This window comes from Novosphingobium sp. HNCC26BN242 (genome assembly GCF_057180525.1).
Genome location: NZ_JBXUGM010000001.1, coordinates 1,071,839 through 1,089,150, shown reverse-complemented (window position 1 = coordinate 1,089,150; position 17,312 = coordinate 1,071,839). Strand labels below are relative to the sequence as shown.

Sequence of the window (17,312 nt, the reverse complement as noted above, 5' to 3'; positions counted from 1 at the left end):
CCGGATTCTGCCGAGTCGCGGGGCCTCAGCGATGAGAACGAAACGAGTCTTTTTCGATATGTAGAGTCCCCGATGCCGCCTCGGACTCAACATATGGTGGTGTGGCCAACCGGACTCGCTGGCAAACTTTTTTAGAGCAGCAGCAATTGCGCCACCGGGGCAAAGCTGCGCCGATGCAAAGGCGTTGGCCCATGCTCACGCAATGCTGCCAGATGTTCGGGCGTGCCATATCCGGCATTGCGGTCCCACCCATAGTGCGGGTGGGCCAGCGCCGCTTCGCGCATGATCCGGTCGCGGTGTTCCTTGGCGATGATCGAGGCGGCGGAAATGCACGGCTCAATCGCATCACCGCCCACAATCGCGCGCGCAGGCCAGCACCATTCGGGGCGGCGGCCATGCGGTGTCATGTTGCCATCGATCAGCACTTCGCCCACGCCTTCATCCTCGGCCAGCTGCGCGCACAAGGCCTGCACTGCCAGCGTCATCGCCAGCATCGTTGCACCGAAGATGTTGATCCGGTCGATCTCGTCGGGCTCAACCACGCCCACTGCCCAGCGACAGCGGCGTTTGATCACCTCTTCCAGTTCGGCGCGCCGTTTGGCGGAGAGCTTCTTGGAATCATCAAGCCCAGCGGGGCGCGGTTTGCACAGTACTACAGCGGCGGCCACCACCGGGCCTGCCAGTGGCCCACGCCCCGCTTCGTCCACGCCCAATGTCAGGGTGGTCGAAAAGGTAGTGGCACCAATTGCGGTTGCGGGCATTGTAGGCGGCATGACGAATCCCATTCTGCGCTCGCTATCGCCGCTCACCCTGCTCCTCGCAAGCTGCGGCACGTCCATTTCTGCCCAAGGCACCGACCCTGCTCAGGCGGGCATTGCCATTACCGATGTTGCCACATTCGATGAGCCATGGGCCATGGCCTTCCTGCCCGGCACCAACAGCGCGCTCGTGACCGAGAAGAAGGGCACGCTGAAGCTGTGGCGCGAAGGTTCGGATCAGGCGGTGACCGTGGCGGGTACGCCAAAGGTCGCCTACGGCGGTCAGGGCGGGTTTGGCGATGTGATCGCCGCGCCCGATTTCGCGACCAGCGGCATGGTTTACCTCAGCTGGGCCGAAGAGGGCCAGGGCGACACGCGCGGGGCCGTGGTTGGGCGAGCGAAGCTTGTCACCGATGGCTCACCGCGCCTCGAAGGCCTGAGCGTCATCTGGCGACAGTTCCCCAAAGTCAGCGGCAAGGGGCACTATTCGCACCGCATGGCCTTTTCGCCCGACGGCCAGTACCTCTATGTCACATCGGGTGATCGGCAAAAGTTCACTCCGGCACAGGACCTGACGGGCAATCTGGGCAAAGTGCTGCGGCTAATGCCCGATGGCACCCCAGCCCCCGGCAATCCGATGGCCGAAAAAGGCGGCGTGACCACGCAAATCTGGTCCTTCGGCCACCGCAATCTGCTGGGCATCGCGTTTTCGCCCGATGGCCGGTTGTGGGATATCGAACACGGCCCGGCCGGCGGCGACGAGATCAATCTGGTGGAGCCGGGCAAGAACTACGGCTGGCCGCTGGTATCAGACGGCGACCACTACGACGGCAAGCCGATCCCCCGCAACAACACCCGCCCCGACCTCGCCCAGCCCGTGATCAGCTGGAACCCGGTGATCGCGCCGGGCAACATGATCTTCTACACCGGCAAGGCCTTCCCCCAATGGCAAGGTCAGGCGCTGATCGCCGGGCTCGCCAGCGCCGCCATCGTGCGCGTCGGGATTGATGGCACGAAAGCCACCGAACTCGAACGCATAGACCTCGGCAACCGCATCCGCGAGATCGAGCAGGCCCCGGATGGGACACTCTATGTGCTGGAGGATGGCGAGGGGGCGAAGTTAAGGCACGTGACGCCGAAGGTGTGAAGTGAGGCATCACCACTTAGAAATTCCTGATCGGAGTGGACTTTCTCAAATGTCCGGTTTCGCCCCTTGCGGACCTTAGTTGAGCCTGACATGTCTAGTCCCTTGTGAAGTGTGATGGGGCGGAAAATGGCCGGCGAAGTAGGACTAGGGAGTATTAGAGGCTGGCTCGCGGTGTTGATTGGTGTCGTCGGCGGTCTGGTTCCGTTAGGTCAGCTTGGAAGTTTCTTGGCACTTTTAAAGGCGGCACCAATTCTAGAGCCCCGTTTAGGCCCAAGTTGGCCTACCTACTTTGCACTTGCATCTGCGATTATGGCCGTTCGCGCCATCATGTGTCTGTTTATTGCAAAAACATTGATTTGGGATCGACGTGCTTCGACCCCAAGAATCGCAGCGATCGGAATTTGGGTTGCACTCTTTTTGTTCGGGCTAGCGAGCATTGCTCTCGCAGGTGCCTTCAATCCCCGACCTGTTAGTTACACTGGTGCAGCTGCGAGCCTGTTTTGGCTTGTGGTGATATGCGTAGTAGCGACCGCCTATCTGTTTCGTTCCAAGAGAGTCGCTGCCACCTACGGTGCACAGTAAGCTTCAGTTGCTCGCGTTATTGAGTTGCGAGGGGGCAACCGCTTTCGACCAGTCATAGTCGCCCCAAACGCACATCTGTATGTTCCAATTCTCTCAAAACCCCCGCGACCACCGCACCGCAAATCCGCCATCCCCCGACGCCCCGGCAAAATGCCCCGGCTCCTTGCGAAAGAACACGCTGGCCGAGGCATCGCCGCCCCACAGCGCTGTCGCCCACGCCAGTTCCGCATCAAGCTCCCGCCCCTTCGGCGCCAGCGACAGCGGCACGCGGGCAAAAGTGGCGGTCTGCGTCGCATAGTCCCACGCTACCGGCAGGTTCAGGTTCAGCCCGCCTCGCTCCACCCGCAAGGGTTGTGAGAGGCGCAAGGCCAGACGGTCACCGTCCGCCAGCACGCCTTCGCGCGAAAGATCGACGCTCCATGATGACGACAGCAGCCGCGAACCGCTGTTTGCCACCGCCCCGCTATCGATCCGCGTGAAACCGACGCTTCCCGTTGCCCCCAGCGCCCAGCCCTTCCCGAAGCGCCAGCCAAGCCCCGGCGAAACCGTTGCCGTCGTCGCCCCGCCGCCGCCCAGCGCATCGGCAAACCGCGCGCCCAGCACCGTGCGCTCCTCGCGCATCAGGCCAAGGCCCAGTCGCCAGTCGAATACCCCGGCCTGCCCACTGTCGAGCGCCATCCCGAGTTGCACCAACCGGTCCTCACGCCGATCACGCTGCGGGTCGTTGCGCAGCAAAGCGCTGCGCTCTGCCGACACGGTCAGGCCAAGGCCGTCCAAGCGGTAGCGCACCGCCATGCCGGTTTCGGGCCGTTTGAACAGGCCATCGGCTCTGCCAGACACCAGAAATTGTGGCTCTTGCCGGTGCTGCAACCGCGCGGTCATGCTATCGGCACTCACCTGCCATCCCAGCGCCAGATCGAGCGACCGATCAAGCCGTGTCACCATCGACGATGCCAGAACCCGCGCCTGCGCGGTTTGCGCAGGATCAAAGCGCATCGGCACCGCACCGAAGCGCCGGTCCACGGTCACGGCCAGTGACACGCCGCTGGCCGAAACGCCAACCGGGGTGCCCGCCCCCGCCAGAGCCTCGTGCAAGGGCTGTCGCAGCGCGGCGCGCTGAAAACCGCGCGCCAGATCGACGTTGTAGGCACGACTGTAACCATCGAGCATGACAGTACCGAGCGAGGCATTGCTCAAGGCATCCCCCATCGCACCGCTCGATGTGAGCGTGGCAGCGTCAAGCACGACCGGTACGCTGGTCCCGGCCACCGAAAGCGTCCCCTGCGGCGCAAAGGCGCGCGCAATATCGAGTATGCCGCGGCCATAGAGCCCATCGGTGCCGGTTGCCCCCGCATCGCGCGCGCTGCGCAGCAGCAGATCGACGATCTGCGCGCCGGTCAGGTTCGGAAAGGCCTGCGCCAGAAGGGCGGCGGCCCCGGAAACCTGCGGCGCGGCAAAGCTGGTGCCGCTGACGACGGTAACGAACGTACCTTGTGCATTCGTAGTCTCGGCAATGGTGCTGCCTTCATAAACACAGCAGACCCCATCGCCCATGGCCATAAGGACCGATGCGGCCGATGCTCCTGCCCGGTTGCTGAAAGCGGAAGCCTCGCCATTCTCATTCACCGATCCGACCACGATCACATTGCTGCCACCGGCCTGAAGAACAGATATGGCAAAGGGATCGGGGTTGAGCGGATCGACCCCAGCATCGGTGCTGTTGCCATCGTTGCCCGCCGAAACCACGATGACTGCGCCACTGGCAGCCGCGCGGCTGATCGCATTGCGCAACGTGGCATTGGCCGGATCGCCACCGAGCGACATGTTGATGATTTTGGCACCTCCTTGGACCGCAGCGTCGATCCCGCTGGCAATGGCGCTATCGGCAAACGAGCATCCGTCTGACGCGCTGCATGAGCCTGGCGTATCGGCCCGCAGCATCTGCAAGGTGGCGTTCCACGCAATGCCCATGATGCCCGAACTGTTGCGCCCAGCCGCAGCCACAAGGGCAACCTGCGTGCCATGATCATCATCGGAATTGCTCAATGGCCGGGAGCCGACAACATCGCGCGAAGTTGAGGAAACTCGCCCGGCAAATTCGGTGTTGGCCGTATCAATCCCGGAATCGATGATCGCAATGGTCGTGCCGCTGCCGCTGGCCCCGGCCTGCCAAGCGGTGATCGCGCCATGGAGCGAGGGGCCATCGGATCGGCGATATTCAGCCGTATCAAAGCTGATGATGACGGTGGCAGGCGTCGGTGTTGGATTCGGAGTTGGCGCTGGGGATTGCGCCACGGGCGGTGCCGGCGTGCTGGAAACGCCGCCGCCCCCACCACTGCCGCATCCGGCCAAAGCCGATAGCGAGAGCAACAGTCCATTCTGCGCAAGACGAACGGAAGTCTTCATCAACGCTCCCCATCCCGGTGGCCAGTTTGCCATCTTGCTGGTAACTGCGTTTGCGTAAACGAACGATGAGACGGCTCTGGAGTGATTACCTGATATGCCCTTTGACCCGGCCTGCATCGATTGCTGGATCTTCGATCTCGACAATACGCTCTATCCCCCGTCAACGCGGCTGTTCGATCAGATCGATCAGCGCATGGGGCAGTTCATTCAGGATCTGTTGGGCTGCGACGCCACCGAAGCACGGCGCGTGCAGAAACTCTATTTCCACGATCATGGCACCACGCTTTCCGGCCTGATGCACTATCATGCGACCGAGCCGCGCGAATTCCTGAACTATGTCCATGATATCGACATGGCACCGCTGGCAGCAGCGCCGCGTCTGGCCACCCGACTGGCCGCACTGCCGGGCCGGAAGATTCTGTTCACCAATGGCGATGATGCCTATGCGATGCGGGTGCTCGAAGGCTTGGGGCTTGAGAGCAGCTTTGAGGGCATCTGGGATATCCATGCGATGGAATATCGGCCCAAGCCCGAACCTTCAGCCTATGCCGGATTGATCGAGGCTTTCGGGATCGCGCCCGAAACGGCGGTGTTCGTTGAAGACATGGCCCGCAATCTTGCGCCCGCTAAGGCGCTCGGCATGCAAACGGTCTGGCTGGACCTTGCCACCGATTGGGGTGATCGAGCCAAAGATGATGCCGCCATCGATGTGGTGGCCGATGACATTGTGCAATGGCTGGACCACACATTGGCGAGGCTTGCCGATCCCGCTTCGCTCGTCTAGTTCCCGCGCGATTTTGTTGCACAACGCCTCGCACGGGGCTCCGTACGGAGAGACGCCATGACCGCACAGCTCGAAGCCGCCATCGAAGCCGCCTGGGAAGACCGCGCCAATGTGACCCCAGCCAGCGATGCCGTGCGCGAAGTGGTGGAAGCCGCGCTCGAACTGCTCGACAGCGGGCAGGCCCGCGCCGCGCAGAAGGTTGATGGGGAATGGCGCGTCAACCAATGGCTGAAGAAGGCCGTGCTGCTCTCGTTCCGCCTCAATGACAACGCCGTGATCGAAAACGGTTCGGGCGGCGCACCTGCTTTTGACAAGGTGCCCTCGAAGTTTGCCGGTTGGGACGATGCGCGCTTCCGCGAAGCTGGTTTCCGCGTCGTGCCCGGCGCGGTGGCACGCAAGGGCGCGCACATCGCCAAGGGCGTGGTGCTTATGCCAAGCTTCGTGAACATCGGTGCATTCGTCGATGAAGGCACGATGGTCGATACCTGGGCCACGGTCGGTTCCTGCGCGCAGATCGGCAAGAACGTGCACATCTCGGGCGGCGCAGGCATCGGCGGCGTGCTCGAACCGCTGCAAGCCGGCCCGGTGATCATCGAGGATGGTGCATTCATCGGTGCGCGCTCGGAAGTGGCCGAAGGCGTGATCGTGGGCAAAGGCGCAGTGCTTTCGATGGGCGTCTACCTTGGCGCATCGACCAAGATCGTTGATCGCGCCACGGGCGAAGTCCACATTGGCCGCGTGCCGCCTTTTGCTGTGGTCGTTCCCGGCGCGATACCGGGCAAGCCGCTGCCTGATGGCACGCCTGGGCCATCGCTCTATTGCGCGGTTATCGTTAAGACCGTGGACGCACAGACCCGCAGCAAGACCGGCATCAACGAACTGCTGCGCGACTGATTTCACAGCCGTCGCAGGCTATGTCGGAGCTTTGGCAGGAACAGGGTGCTTCTCCAAACGTAGATACGTCAGGTTTGACGTTCTGATGGAGGAGAAGAACCATGGAAAAGCAAGGCAACGAAACGCACGTGACGACCGAAGAGGCGCGTGGCGGCGAGACGTCCAACGTGATGCGGTGGGTTCTGGCGGGTGGATTGCTCCTCGCGATTGGCGCACTGACCATCATCTGGGTCACCGGTGCAATTATCACACCGATGTGATCGTGATGCGGGCTTGTGTCGAATGCACAAGCCCGGTCATTGACACGCAAAGTTCCGACAGCAAGATCGGCATCATGCATACCGACCGAATTATCAGCGCATGAAGCGCAGCATCGCGCGGGTGTTTCTCGCGCTATTCTACTTTGTCGCAGGCGTGATCCATTTGATCGCGCCCGCAGCGTTTATGACGATCATGCCAGCATGGGTCCCCGCGCACGAAGCCGTTGTGCTTCTTACCGGAATTGCCGAGATTCTCGGTGCAATCGGGCTGGTGCAGGGATTTTCGATACCCTTACGCAAAGCCGCCGCCATCGGGCTGGCACTCTATGCGGTCTGCGTTTTTCCCGCCAACATCAACCACTTCATCATCGATGTGGGTAAAGCTGACGGCGGCCTCGGCCTTGCCTATCACGTGCCACGCATGTTTGCGCAACCGCTGGTGGTGTGGCTTGCCCTGTGGTGCGGAGGGGTGACAGATTGGCCTTGGCGCAGGGCGGCGCAATAGAGCAATGTTGCTGTCAGATCCCTATGTGCTGGCCGCCTGTGCGCTGGCGGTCGTCATGGTTGGCATGGCCAAGGGCGGCTTTTCCGGGCTGGGCGCGCTGGGGACGCCGATTGCTGCGCTGGCCCTGCCCGCGTCGACCGCCGCGGCGATCCTGCTGCCGATCTTGATCGTGCAGGATGTCGTCAGCGTCTGGTCGTTCCGCCACGCCTGGGACCGCTGGATCGTGGCGTGGATGCTGCCCGGCGCGGTTATTGGAATTGCGTTGGGCTGGGCCATGGCGGCCATGATCGACGAGCAAGCGCTGATGGGTGTTTTGGGGGCCATCACACTGATGTTCGGGGTCTACCGTCTGTGGATCGAGCGCGGCGGCAGGGTCGCTGCCGCATCCACTTCGCCCGGATGGGTCGGCGGTCTGTTCGGCTTGGCGACGGGTTTTACCAGCCAGGTTGCCCATGCCGGAGGCCCGCCGTTCCAGATGTGGGTCACCCCCCGCAAATTGCCGCATTTGACGTATGCCGGAACCAACGCAATCCTGTTTGCGGCCATAAACTGGCTCAAAGTGCCAAGTTATATCGCGCTGGGTGCCTTCACGCGCGATGTGGTGATTGCCGCAGCGCTGCTTGTGCCGCTGGCCATCGGCGCAACACTGGTGGCCGTACGGCTCGTGCGGGTGCTGAAGCCGGAGCGGTTCTACACGATCATTTACGTGCTGATGGTGCTGCTTGGCGCGCGGCTGATGCAAGTGGCCCTCAGCTGACCGGTGCTGCGCGCACCATGGTCCAGAACTGAGGCCCGCTTTTTGCCGGATGCCAGGTCTTGATCACTTCAAAGCCCAGTGCGCGGTAGAGGCCCACGTTGCTCTCTTTTGCCGTTTCCAGCGATGCAGGCAAATCTGCCGCAGCGGCCTGAGCGAGCCCTGCTCGTATCGCAAGGCCGCCCAGCCCCCGCCCTTGCCGATCCGGGCGGACCGCCGCCATGCGCAGATAGAATTGCGCTTCACCTGCTGGCAGGTGTTTTTCGATCATTCGATCAAGCTGTTCAGCACGCTGCACACCCGTGCCAAGCATCGCTAGAAAGCGGAACATCATCGGCAAAGTCAGCGCCGTATGGGCATGAACGGTGCCGGGTGGACGCCATAGCGTCACCACTTCGCACCCCGGTGTGCCCAGCACCATGCCATGGCGCAGATGATCCTCGAACGACCAGCGCATTAACCCGGGCAAGCGGCGCGCGCGCACCTCAGGATCAGGGAAAATCCACGACATGGCCGGATCATCGGCAAAGGCGGCGGCCAGCGTTGCGGTTGCCGCCTCGGCGTGGCTGGCGCCAAGGGTGATGATCGTCATGTCCATCAAGGGCTCCAGTTCCTCAACCATGGTGGCAATATTTTGTAACATGTGCCACCGCTGCGATGGATTGGAGCAAAGCATGACGAACGATGAAGACTATGTCTATGATGAGGACAGCGGAGAATGGATGTCCGCTTCGGACCTTGCGGCAAAGCGCAGTGCTGAAAACACTGTGGAAGTGCGCGATGCCGTTGGCAACCTGTTGGCCGATGGCGATCAGGTTACGCTGATCAAGGATCTGGAAGTAAAGGGCGCAGGCCAGACCCTGAAACAGGGCACGCTGATCAAATCCATCCGCCTCACCGGCGATGCGCAGGAAATCGATTGCCGTTATCCAGGCATTAAAGGGCTGGTCCTGCGCGCAGAATTTGTGCGTAAGCGCTGATCGGCTCGGCATAAAGGCGGCGGATTCGGTGTTTCGGGATACCAAACAGCTATGCCGCATACGTAACTTCGCACAGGTAGGTTGCTGAAAATCACACGCAAACATCTGATTTTATGCAATTCATGCTTGAGTTGCATATTCTGCAACCGAACGAACGGCAAACACAATTGCCGCAATGCACACAAACCTTATGCTGCAATGCAACAGGACAAGGTTGCGAGGCGCAGTCTTTCCTGACCATGCAGGAGACACTACCATGATCAAGACCGCAATCGCTCTCGCCGCTGCCGTCCTCGTTTCGGCTCCCGCCATCGCCGCAGAAGGCGAAACCGGTTCGTTCACCTATCAGGGTGTGAAGTACAATTACACTGCTGAACAGCAGGGTGAAGTTAAGGTTCTCAAGGGTTCGGCCTATGCCGGCAAGGTGCCTTTCGAACTGCGCGTTACGAAGCGCACCGTCACCGGCCGCTTCAACGGTCGTCCGGTCACGTTTGACGTCAAGGACGTGAAGCCCATCGCCAGCAAGGCTGCTGCTGCCAACGATTGACTGCCACGCAACACGGGAATGCCTCGCCAAGTGGCGAGCGTCGCCAAACCCGTGAACCGGGCCAGCATGTTGCTGACAAGGTAATTGAAAAGGGGCGCTGCCGGTGATGGCAGCGCCCCTTTTCGTTGAATGGCACCATGATTGTGCGGGTTTCTTCGTCTTACCCCAACGTGACGAATATCTCGGCAATCAGCATCCAGCCTAGCGGAAAGCGTCGCCATTTGGCGGCATATGTGCCCGAAGCGACCACGCGCTCTGTGCCAGCGACCACGCCTTGCCATTGGCCGTGCTCCATCGCTATTGGCTCAACCGTCGACCCGATGACCGCTGTTGTGCTGCGCGTATAGATGGTACGCTGGCTTGCAGAGAATTCGCGCTTCCACGCAACCAGTTGTGCCTTGCGCCCGGCAATCACGGCACTGTCGGTGCCGGTGACCAGCACGACGTTGGGGGCAAGCAGCGTCCCCAAAATAACAAAGTCCGCCTCTGCCAGCGCGCGATTGAACGCGGCGCGGCGGAGGCGGACTTGAAGTTCGGCTTCAGAGGCGAAAGTCATTCCTGCGCAGTGGCAGGATGAAGGCCTTTTGAAAAGGCCCGCGCTTTCGCTCCTAAGAAAGCCGGATCAGGCCGAAGCGAGATTAACAGCCGAAGCCTTGCCATTGCGGCCGGTTTCAACTTCGTAGCTCAGACGCTGATCCTTATCGAGGCTCGACATGCCGGCAGCCTGAACGGCCGAGATGTGAACGAAGCTGTCTGCGCCGCCGTTGTCAGGCTGAATGAAGCCGTAGCCCTTGTCGGTGTTGAAGAATTTTACGGTGCCTACTGGCATGGGAGTTCCTTTCAAGAACGATGGTTGCCCGCCTGCGAAAGTGCAGACTGGCCGTGCGTCAAAATCGTCAATTGAAAGGAAATCGTCGTCAAAAGCCGAGGCAGTGCCGAAGCGCCAAAACGGTAGTTGTAGCCGAAGTCCGTCGCAAAATTCGACGTCAGCGGCATCTTGATAGCAGGTCATGTGCGGATTGGCGAACGTAATCGGCAGACAGTGGCGCAAAACGGGCCGAGCCGCTATGGCGCGGCATGACGAACACCGAAACAACGCCCTCTCCCGCGCCCGCTCTGACCATTCTTGTTGATGGCGATGCCTGCCCGGTCAAGGACGAGATCTACAAGGTGGCCTACCGCTGCAATGTGCCAGTTGTCGTGGTCAGCAATTCACCATTTCGCGTCCCGGTGCATCCGCTGGTGCGACGCGTGGTGGTGAGCGATGGCTTTGATGCAGCTGACGACTGGATTGCACAGGCTGCACATGCCAAGGCAGTTGTCATCACGGCCGATATCCTGCTGGCTGACCGATGCCTGAAAGCAGGTGCCAGCGTGCTTTCGCCCACGGGCAAGCCCTTCACCCACGGGTCCATCGGCGCGCAGATCGCCACGCGCGCAATTATGGCAGATCTTCGCGCCGGTGGCGATATTATCGGCGGGCCTGCACCCTTTTCAAAGACCGACCGGTCCCGCTTCCTGTCAGCGCTGGATGAAGTGCTGGGACGGTTGTCGCGTTAAAATTCGCTATTGATGCTGCAAAGGCCTAGGCCATGATCGGGCATCTGCCCGCCGGAGAACTACCATGGCCAAGAGCCAGAAGAAATCGAGCAAGGAAATCCGCAAACCGAAGGCGGAGAAACCCAAGAAGCTCAACGCATCGAACCCCACGCAAAAAGCCGGCGTTGTGGCTGGTCTGGACAATATCAAGAACAGCTGAAGCACGCGTTACCAATCTCAAGCCTTGCCCCTCCCACGTATGGGAGGGGGTTGGCGGAAAGTCAGCGGCAGCGCACATTGTTGTTACGGTTGTTGCGATTGTTGCGATTGCCATTGTCAATCGCAGCACCGGCAGCCGCACCGCCAATGGCGCCAATGATGGCCCCAAGTGGCCTGCTATCACCCGGCGCAATGAGCGCCCCGAGAGCCGCACCGCCAAGACCGCCCACGATCAGGCCAGTCGAACCATCCGAACGGCGGCAGTAATACCGATTGTCGCGCCCGCGATAGACGCGGTCATCGTACGAAAGCTGCCGCTCGCGATAGCGGCCATTGTTGCGATAGTAGCGATCAGCCTCGTAACGGTTGCCATAGCGAGGATCGGGGCGGTCATAGTCGTAGCGACCATTCTGCTCGTAATAGCCGTTATCGTAATAGCCCCAGCCATTATCGTTCCCGGCATAGCCAGGTCCATCGGAAAAACCATTAGTCGTGCAAGCGGTGGTCAGCGTTGCTGCAGCCAGTGCCGCAATCATCAGGGCCTTGTTCATGGCGCAAAATCCTTTTGGAAGGTGACGCCAGAATGAGCGCCTCGATATAGGCGCAATGGTCGGCAAGGCCGGACGTTCCTGCAAAACGCTTTTTGCGCAAGGTGCCTTGCCCGGTTACGGTCACCGCAATAGCATTGCGGCCATCATGGGCTTCATATCCTTCCGCTCCCGCCTGCGCGCCTTTCACACGATGCGCTGCGATCCTCCCGATCCCGGCTTCATCGCCGATCTTGAATTTCTGGAGAACCGCGATCTCGATCTGTCGGTGCGGCTGGGTGCCATGCTCGGGTTCAACGCCCTGCTGATTACCATCGGCACGCATCCGATCTCGGCCAGTCCGGGCGCGCCATTGTCGCTCGATGCACCCACACAGCCCGGTTTCGTGCTGGCAAACCTTGCCGCAATAGTGCCGCTGGTCATTTCGTGCGCGCTGGCCTTGCGCGCGATGCTGCTGGGTGAAGAGTTTGATGCAGACGGGCTTGAAGGCGATGCCGCGCTGCGCCAGCGCCTGTTCGCCACCTTCATTCGCTCCATCGATGCGCAGGCCCGATTGCTCTACCACGCGGTGCGCTGGACCGTGGCGGGCGGCGTCCTCAACCTGCTGCTGTGGGCCGCAATCCTTTACGCCAAAATGACTTGAAGCCGGACCGCACGCGGCGATCCGGCCTCAAGTGCAAGGGTTTCAATACCGATCAGTCGTGCTCGCGGCCACCGGCTCCGATGTAAAGCTCGCGGCCCATCGCGTCGTACTTCTCGCTCATCGCCAGCATGCCCGCTTCGGCCTCGGCTTCGTTAGCAACGCCCTCTGCCGCAACAAAAGTTTCGATCCCGGCATTCTGCTTTGCCGCAAACTCGCGCACTTCCTGGCTGATCTTCATCGAACAGAACTTGGGCCCGCACATCGAACAGAAGTGCGCAGTCTTGGCACCCTCGGCAGGCAGCGTCTGGTCATGGTACTGCTCGGCAGTTTCAGGATCGAGCGAGAGGTTGAACTGGTCACGCCAGCGGAACTCAAACCGCGCCTTGCTAAGCGCATCGTCGCGTACCTGTGCCGCCGGGTGCCCCTTGGCAAGGTCAGCCGCGTGGGCGGCCAGCTTGTAGGTGATAACGCCAACCTTCACGTCATCACGGTCGGGCAGGCCAAGGTGCTCCTTGGGCGTGACGTAGCAAAGCATCGCCGTGCCATACCAGCCGATCTGCGCTGCGCCGATGCCGCTGGTGATGTGGTCGTATCCCGGCGCGATGTCGGTGACCAAGGGCCCGAGCGTATAGAACGGCGCTTCGCCGCAGGCCTCAAGCTGCTTGGTCATGTTCTCCTTGATCTTGTGCATCGGCACGTGGCCGGGGCCTTCGATCATCACCTGCACATCCTGCGCCCACGCCCGCTTGGTCAGTTCACCCAGCGTATAAAGCTCAGCAAACTGTGCTTCATCGTTGGCATCGTAGATTGATCCCGGACGCAGACCATCGCCCAGCGAATAGGCCACGTCATAAGCCTTCATGATCTCGGTGATCTCGTCAAACCGCTCGTACAAGAACGATTCCTTGTGATGCGCCAGGCACCACTTGGCCATGATCGACCCGCCGCGGCTGACGATCCCGGTCATGCGCTTGGCGGCCAGCGGAATGTAAGGCAGGCGCACACCGGCATGGATCGTGAAGTAATCCACGCCCTGTTCGGCCTGTTCGATCAGCGTATCGCGGAATACCTCCCAGTTCAGGTCTTCGGCCACGCCGCCGACCTTTTCCAGCGCCTGATAGATCGGCACGGTGCCGATCGGCACGGGACTGTTGCGGATGATCCATTCGCGCGTATCGTGAATGTTGCGCCCGGTAGACAGGTCCATCACGGTATCCGCGCCCCAACGGATCGACCAAACCATCTTGTCGACCTCATTGGCCACGTCAGACGCCACCGCAGAGTTGCCGATGTTGGCGTTGATCTTGACCAGGAAGTTGCGGCCAATCGCCATCGGTTCGGATTCAGGGTGGTTGATGTTCGAAGGAATGATCGCCCTGCCCCGCGCCACTTCATCGCGCACGAATTCGGGCGTTACGTAATCCGGGATCGAAGCGCCCCAGTCCTGACCATCGCGCACCAAAGCTTCAAGCGCCTGCTTGCGGCCAATATTCTCGCGGATCGCCACATATTCCATTTCGGGCGTGATGATGCCTTTGCGCGCATAGTGCATCTGGCTGACGTTCTGTCCGGCTTTCGCGCGGATCGGACGCTTCACAACATTGGGAAACGCCGGGACACCTGCAGACCGGTCCGGCCCCTTCAGGCCATTGTCCTCGGGCTTGATCTCGCGCGCTTCGTAATCTTCCACGTCGCCACGCGCCATGATCCAGTTGCGGCGCAGTTGCGGCAGGCCAGCAGCAATATCGATGGTCGCCGTGGTATCGGTGTAAGGACCCGAAGTATCGTAAACCCGCACCGGCGGTTCGCCCGATGAAGGCTCCAGCGCGATCTCGCGCATCGCCACCTTCACATCCGGGAAGCGAAGGCTTTCAACATGGATCTTCCGGCTGCCACGAATCGGACCCGTGGTGACGCCGATTTCCAGTTTCGAATTAATGTCGGCCATATGCACGCTCCTCTTCGGACGGTTGAGAAGCGGGCAATCTGTCGCATTTTGCGCGGTCAGGCCTCCCTCCCTCCGCCCGTGCTAACGGGTTCAGGTTCAACGGGTCGGGCTGCGTGACCAGCCCCTCTCAGCCAGCACAGGCTCCCCGGGGTGACCGATAGGATAGAGCGGTCCAGCAGCTTGAGCAACAGGCAAGAGGACAGATGCTTCCAAAGTCATGGCAACTGCCGATCTAGGTCGGTTTTGGAGAAATATCTCTCCATCTATGAGCAAAACTGGGTTAGCGATTGCCAGTCGCTGCTGCCAAAAAAGGGGCAGAATAGCGGCGTTTTTGGGGGTTTATCATGATAAACAAAGACTTGGGCATTTACGTTTCGCTGACCGCTATTGCAGCTGTCATGGCAGCATCACCACAAGCCGCTAGTGCTCAGGTTGCCGCGCCGCCCCAAATTCCGATCGCAGATACGCAGTGCAGCGGCGGCACCTTCTTCCATCCACTCTCGATGTGCACCGTCGCCGGCACCCGAACCAACTCTGACCCGGTGGTAACAGTTACGCCAAGCATGACGCGGCCCGGGTTCTCGACGGTGACCCAAACCGAAAATGTCACTTTCGATGGCACGATGGTCATTGGTGGCGCAGCCCTGCCGACAGGTCCCGGGTCCTCCTTCACTTTGCCGCCGCAGTTCATCTTCGGGACCGATGTCGTCAGCGTAGAAGGCTCGCTTGCTTACACGGGAAGCGTCTCCAGCCTTGTTTCGTCCAGCACTCCACCGCAGCCTGTCGCTCCGCTGGGCCAGTTTCAGCGCTACACGATCCAGGAACTCGATGTCCGGGCCATTAACGTAGACTTTCAGGGTGAAGGGGATGGTGTGGGCCCCAAAGGCGGCGACTTCAATCTCAATCTGAAGTCGGTTGATCCGACCGCCGTTGTCAACAACTCCACCGCGCTGGCGGGCAGCTACCGCGGGACGTCCGACACCGGGGGGCTCATCTTCGGCAAACTCGGCGGCAGTGCAACAGTCATCTCCGCCGCGCCTAATGCTGCCGTGGTAACCCCGGCTGCCAATTTCCTTGACGAGCAAGGCCGTCCGACCATGGTTTTCCTCTCGCCGCTCGGCGTCGAGTTCGACGTGACGTCGCAGGAAACAACCGTTCTTGACGAAAACGGCCTTGTTACCCCCACCATCGCGGTGACCGACGGGATCAACATGAATGACAGCCGCATTACGAACGTCGGGACTGCCATGGCCGCCACCGATGCCGTAAACCTCGGTCAGGTCACAGAACTTATCGCCACCAGCGGCACCGTGCAAAACGCACAAGGCCAAGGCGCGCTTGTGGGCGGTAGCAATTCGTCCGCAACCGGCGTGGGCGCTGTGGCGCTCGGTGAAGGTCAGCAGGCAAACGGCAACGGCGCGGTCGCCATCGGTGACCCGAACACCGCCACCGGCATTGGCGCAGTGGCCATCGGTGCCGAAAACACCGCAACCGGGCGTGGCGCGATTGCGATGGGCGAACAGAACACCGCAACTGGTCAGGGCGCCGTGGCATTGGGCATTCTGAACACGGCAGGTGCGCAGGGCGCAGTCGCCATTGGCGCATTCAGCACCGCAAGCCAGATTGGCAATGTCGCCATCGGCTTTGATGCCGAATCGACCGGCGCCGGCAGTGCCGCACTGGGCGGACGCTCTGTCGCCAGCGCAACCGGCACCACGGCCCTTGGCAATTCGGCCACGGCAACCGCCTCCGGTGCAACGGCAACGGGTTATCGCACAAACGCCAGCGGGATTGACAGCACCGCTCTGGGAGCCACTTCCAGCGCATCGGCCCTTGCCTCCACCGCAATCGGCCGCAGCGCTTCGGCAACCGCAGCTCGCTCTGTCGCTCTTGGCGCAGATTCGGTGGCGGATCAGGCAAATACCGTTTCGGTCGGTTCGGCCGGAGCAGAACGCCGGATCGTCAATGTCGCAAGCGCAGTTGCGGCCACCGATGCTGTGAACAAGGCACAGTTCGATGCTGAATCCGCAATGCGTCAGGCTGCCGAAGCCACGCTCCAGTCCAACATTACGGCTGAAGCCGGCCTTCGTGTTGCAGGTGATGCTGCCCTGCAAAGCGCAGTCAATGCCGAAGCTGCTACCCGTGCAGCAGCAGACATGGCCCTGCAAAGCGCCGTCGATGCCGAGGCAGCCACCCGTGCTGCTGCAGTCATGACGTTGCAAGGTGCGCTCAACACCGAAGCGTCGACCCGCGCTGCTGCAGACATGACCCTGCAAGGTGCGATCAACACAGAAGCTACCACCCGCGCCACTGCAGACACAAACCTGCAGAACGCTGTCAATGCCGAAGCAACCACCCGTGCCGCAGCCGTCACCACGCTGCAAAACGGTTTGAGCGCCGAAGCAGCCACGCGCCTTGCGGCCGACAATGCCGAAGCCAATGCCCGCGCTGCAGCCGACAATCAGCTGCAAACGCAGCTCAACACGCTCGGCACCAGCCTGTTCTCGCTCACCGGGCGCGTGTCCACGCTGGAAAACACCGTTCGGCAGGATCGCCAGGATGCCCGTCGGGGTATTGCGGCAGCCGTCGCGATGAGCCAGGCTCCGATGCCTTCGGCACCCGGCAAGGTGTCCTATACGGTAAACGTGGCCAACTTCCGCGATGAACAGGCCGTCTCGGCATCAATGGCAATGCGCCTGCGCGGGCCAAACACGATGGCCGTCACGGCGGGCGTCGCCTACGGTGGTGGCGCAAACACCGCAGTCCGCGTTGGCGTTGCTGGCGAGTTCTGATTGTAA

The 17,312-nt window shown here is 61.2% G+C and carries 20 protein-coding genes and 1 riboswitch; of the genes, 13 read left to right on the top strand and 7 right to left on the bottom strand.

What is annotated here, in order from left to right:
* Positions 1-131: 131 nt before the first annotated feature.
* On the bottom strand, positions 132-761 hold the full coding sequence (locus tag AC2A1F_RS05135) for a ribonuclease HII (RefSeq protein ID WP_484207669.1): 630 nt from the start codon (positions 759-761) through the stop codon (positions 132-134).
* 10 nt (positions 762-771) lie between these two features.
* Between AC2A1F_RS05135 and AC2A1F_RS05130 the strand changes: the two genes are divergently transcribed.
* A complete protein-coding gene (locus AC2A1F_RS05130) occupies positions 772-1,905 on the top strand; it encodes a PQQ-dependent sugar dehydrogenase (RefSeq protein ID WP_484207668.1) in 1,134 nt (377 codons plus the stop codon).
* Between the two features lie 114 nt (positions 1,906-2,019).
* The gene (locus AC2A1F_RS05125; protein WP_484207667.1) at positions 2,020-2,487 is read left to right on the top strand and encodes a DUF2569 family protein; all 468 of its coding nucleotides are present in this window, start codon (positions 2,020-2,022) and stop codon (positions 2,485-2,487) included.
* A gap of 93 nt (positions 2,488-2,580) precedes the next feature.
* Here the strand turns inward: AC2A1F_RS05125 and AC2A1F_RS05120 are convergent, their stop codons facing one another.
* The gene (locus tag AC2A1F_RS05120; RefSeq protein ID WP_484207666.1) at positions 2,581-4,893 is read right to left on the bottom strand and encodes a S8 family peptidase; all 2,313 of its coding nucleotides are present in this window, start codon (positions 4,891-4,893) and stop codon (positions 2,581-2,583) included.
* Between the two features lie 94 nt (positions 4,894-4,987).
* Between AC2A1F_RS05120 and AC2A1F_RS05115 the strand changes: the two genes are divergently transcribed.
* The 5 genes from AC2A1F_RS05115 to AC2A1F_RS05095 all read left to right on the top strand — a co-directional run bounded on the left by AC2A1F_RS05115 (position 4,988) and on the right by AC2A1F_RS05095 (position 8,093).
* The gene (locus AC2A1F_RS05115; protein WP_484207665.1) at positions 4,988-5,677 is read left to right on the top strand and encodes a pyrimidine 5'-nucleotidase; all 690 of its coding nucleotides are present in this window, start codon (positions 4,988-4,990) and stop codon (positions 5,675-5,677) included.
* A 57-nt stretch (positions 5,678-5,734) separates the two neighbouring features.
* Positions 5,735-6,571, top strand: a complete 837-nt coding sequence (dapD, locus tag AC2A1F_RS05110; RefSeq protein ID WP_484207664.1) for a 2,3,4,5-tetrahydropyridine-2,6-dicarboxylate N-succinyltransferase — start codon at positions 5,735-5,737, stop codon at positions 6,569-6,571.
* A 101-nt stretch (positions 6,572-6,672) separates the two neighbouring features.
* Positions 6,673-6,831: a hypothetical protein gene (locus AC2A1F_RS05105; RefSeq protein ID WP_484207663.1), complete on the top strand. Its 159-nt coding sequence runs from the start codon at positions 6,673-6,675 to the stop codon at positions 6,829-6,831.
* Between the two features lie 100 nt (positions 6,832-6,931).
* Positions 6,932-7,336 (top strand): DoxX family protein, encoded by a 405-nt coding sequence (locus tag AC2A1F_RS05100; RefSeq protein WP_484207662.1) that lies wholly within the window; start codon positions 6,932-6,934, stop codon positions 7,334-7,336.
* A 4-nt stretch (positions 7,337-7,340) separates the two neighbouring features.
* On the top strand, positions 7,341-8,093 hold the full coding sequence (locus tag AC2A1F_RS05095; RefSeq protein WP_484207661.1) for a sulfite exporter TauE/SafE family protein: 753 nt from the start codon (positions 7,341-7,343) through the stop codon (positions 8,091-8,093).
* Here the strand turns inward: AC2A1F_RS05095 and AC2A1F_RS05090 are convergent.
* The gene (locus AC2A1F_RS05090) at positions 8,086-8,733 is read right to left on the bottom strand and encodes a GNAT family N-acetyltransferase (RefSeq protein WP_484207660.1); all 648 of its coding nucleotides are present in this window, start codon (positions 8,731-8,733) and stop codon (positions 8,086-8,088) included. The two genes, AC2A1F_RS05095 and AC2A1F_RS05090, sit on opposite strands and share 8 nt — an antisense overlap.
* A gap of 31 nt (positions 8,734-8,764) precedes the next feature.
* Between AC2A1F_RS05090 and AC2A1F_RS05085 the strand changes: the two genes are divergently transcribed.
* Together AC2A1F_RS05085 and AC2A1F_RS05080 are read left to right on the top strand one after the other, a co-directional pair.
* Entirely contained in the window at positions 8,765-9,070 is a 306-nt protein-coding gene (locus AC2A1F_RS05085; RefSeq protein ID WP_484207659.1) for an alkylphosphonate utilization protein, read from the top strand.
* A gap of 256 nt (positions 9,071-9,326) precedes the next feature.
* The gene (locus AC2A1F_RS05080; protein WP_484207658.1) at positions 9,327-9,617 is read left to right on the top strand and encodes a hypothetical protein; all 291 of its coding nucleotides are present in this window, start codon (positions 9,327-9,329) and stop codon (positions 9,615-9,617) included.
* Between the two features lie 160 nt (positions 9,618-9,777).
* Here AC2A1F_RS05080 and AC2A1F_RS05075 read toward each other — a convergent pair whose 3' ends face one another.
* Together AC2A1F_RS05075 and AC2A1F_RS05070 are read right to left on the bottom strand one after the other, a co-directional pair.
* Positions 9,778-10,173 carry a nuclear transport factor 2 family protein gene (locus AC2A1F_RS05075; protein ID WP_484207657.1) on the bottom strand — a complete coding sequence of 132 codons (396 nt, stop codon included), beginning with the start codon at positions 10,171-10,173 and terminating at the stop codon, positions 9,778-9,780.
* 66 nt (positions 10,174-10,239) lie between these two features.
* Positions 10,240-10,446, bottom strand: a complete 207-nt coding sequence (locus tag AC2A1F_RS05070; RefSeq protein ID WP_292628462.1) for a cold-shock protein — start codon at positions 10,444-10,446, stop codon at positions 10,240-10,242.
* A 248-nt stretch (positions 10,447-10,694) separates the two neighbouring features.
* On the opposite strand from AC2A1F_RS05070, the gene AC2A1F_RS05065 reads away from it, so the two are divergent.
* Positions 10,695-11,177: a YaiI/YqxD family protein gene (locus AC2A1F_RS05065; RefSeq protein WP_484207656.1), complete on the top strand. Its 483-nt coding sequence runs from the start codon at positions 10,695-10,697 to the stop codon at positions 11,175-11,177.
* Between the two features lie 64 nt (positions 11,178-11,241).
* Complete coding sequence (locus AC2A1F_RS05060) at positions 11,242-11,376, top strand: hypothetical protein (protein WP_484207655.1); 135 nt, start codon at positions 11,242-11,244, stop codon at positions 11,374-11,376.
* Positions 11,377-11,437: 61 nt separating this feature from the next.
* Here the strand turns inward: AC2A1F_RS05060 and AC2A1F_RS05055 are convergent, their stop codons facing one another.
* Positions 11,438-11,926 carry a glycine zipper 2TM domain-containing protein gene (locus tag AC2A1F_RS05055; RefSeq protein ID WP_484207654.1) on the bottom strand — a complete coding sequence of 163 codons (489 nt, stop codon included), beginning with the start codon at positions 11,924-11,926 and terminating at the stop codon, positions 11,438-11,440.
* Positions 11,927-12,032: 106 nt separating this feature from the next.
* Here AC2A1F_RS05055 and AC2A1F_RS05050 point away from each other — a divergent pair, with 106 nt between their 5' ends.
* On the top strand, positions 12,033-12,566 hold the full coding sequence (locus tag AC2A1F_RS05050; RefSeq protein WP_484207653.1) for a hypothetical protein: 534 nt from the start codon (positions 12,033-12,035) through the stop codon (positions 12,564-12,566).
* A 52-nt stretch (positions 12,567-12,618) separates the two neighbouring features.
* On the opposite strand, the gene thiC is transcribed toward AC2A1F_RS05050, so the two are convergent.
* A complete protein-coding gene (gene thiC, locus AC2A1F_RS05045; RefSeq protein WP_484207652.1) occupies positions 12,619-14,514 on the bottom strand; it encodes a phosphomethylpyrimidine synthase ThiC in 1,896 nt (631 codons plus the stop codon).
* A 50-nt stretch (positions 14,515-14,564) separates the two neighbouring features.
* A riboswitch (TPP riboswitch) is annotated at positions 14,565-14,672 on the bottom strand.
* A gap of 429 nt (positions 14,673-15,101) precedes the next feature.
* Here thiC and AC2A1F_RS05040 point away from each other — a divergent pair.
* On the top strand, positions 15,102-17,306 hold the full coding sequence (locus AC2A1F_RS05040; protein ID WP_484207651.1) for a hypothetical protein: 2,205 nt from the start codon (positions 15,102-15,104) through the stop codon (positions 17,304-17,306).
* Positions 17,307-17,312 lie beyond the last annotated feature (6 nt).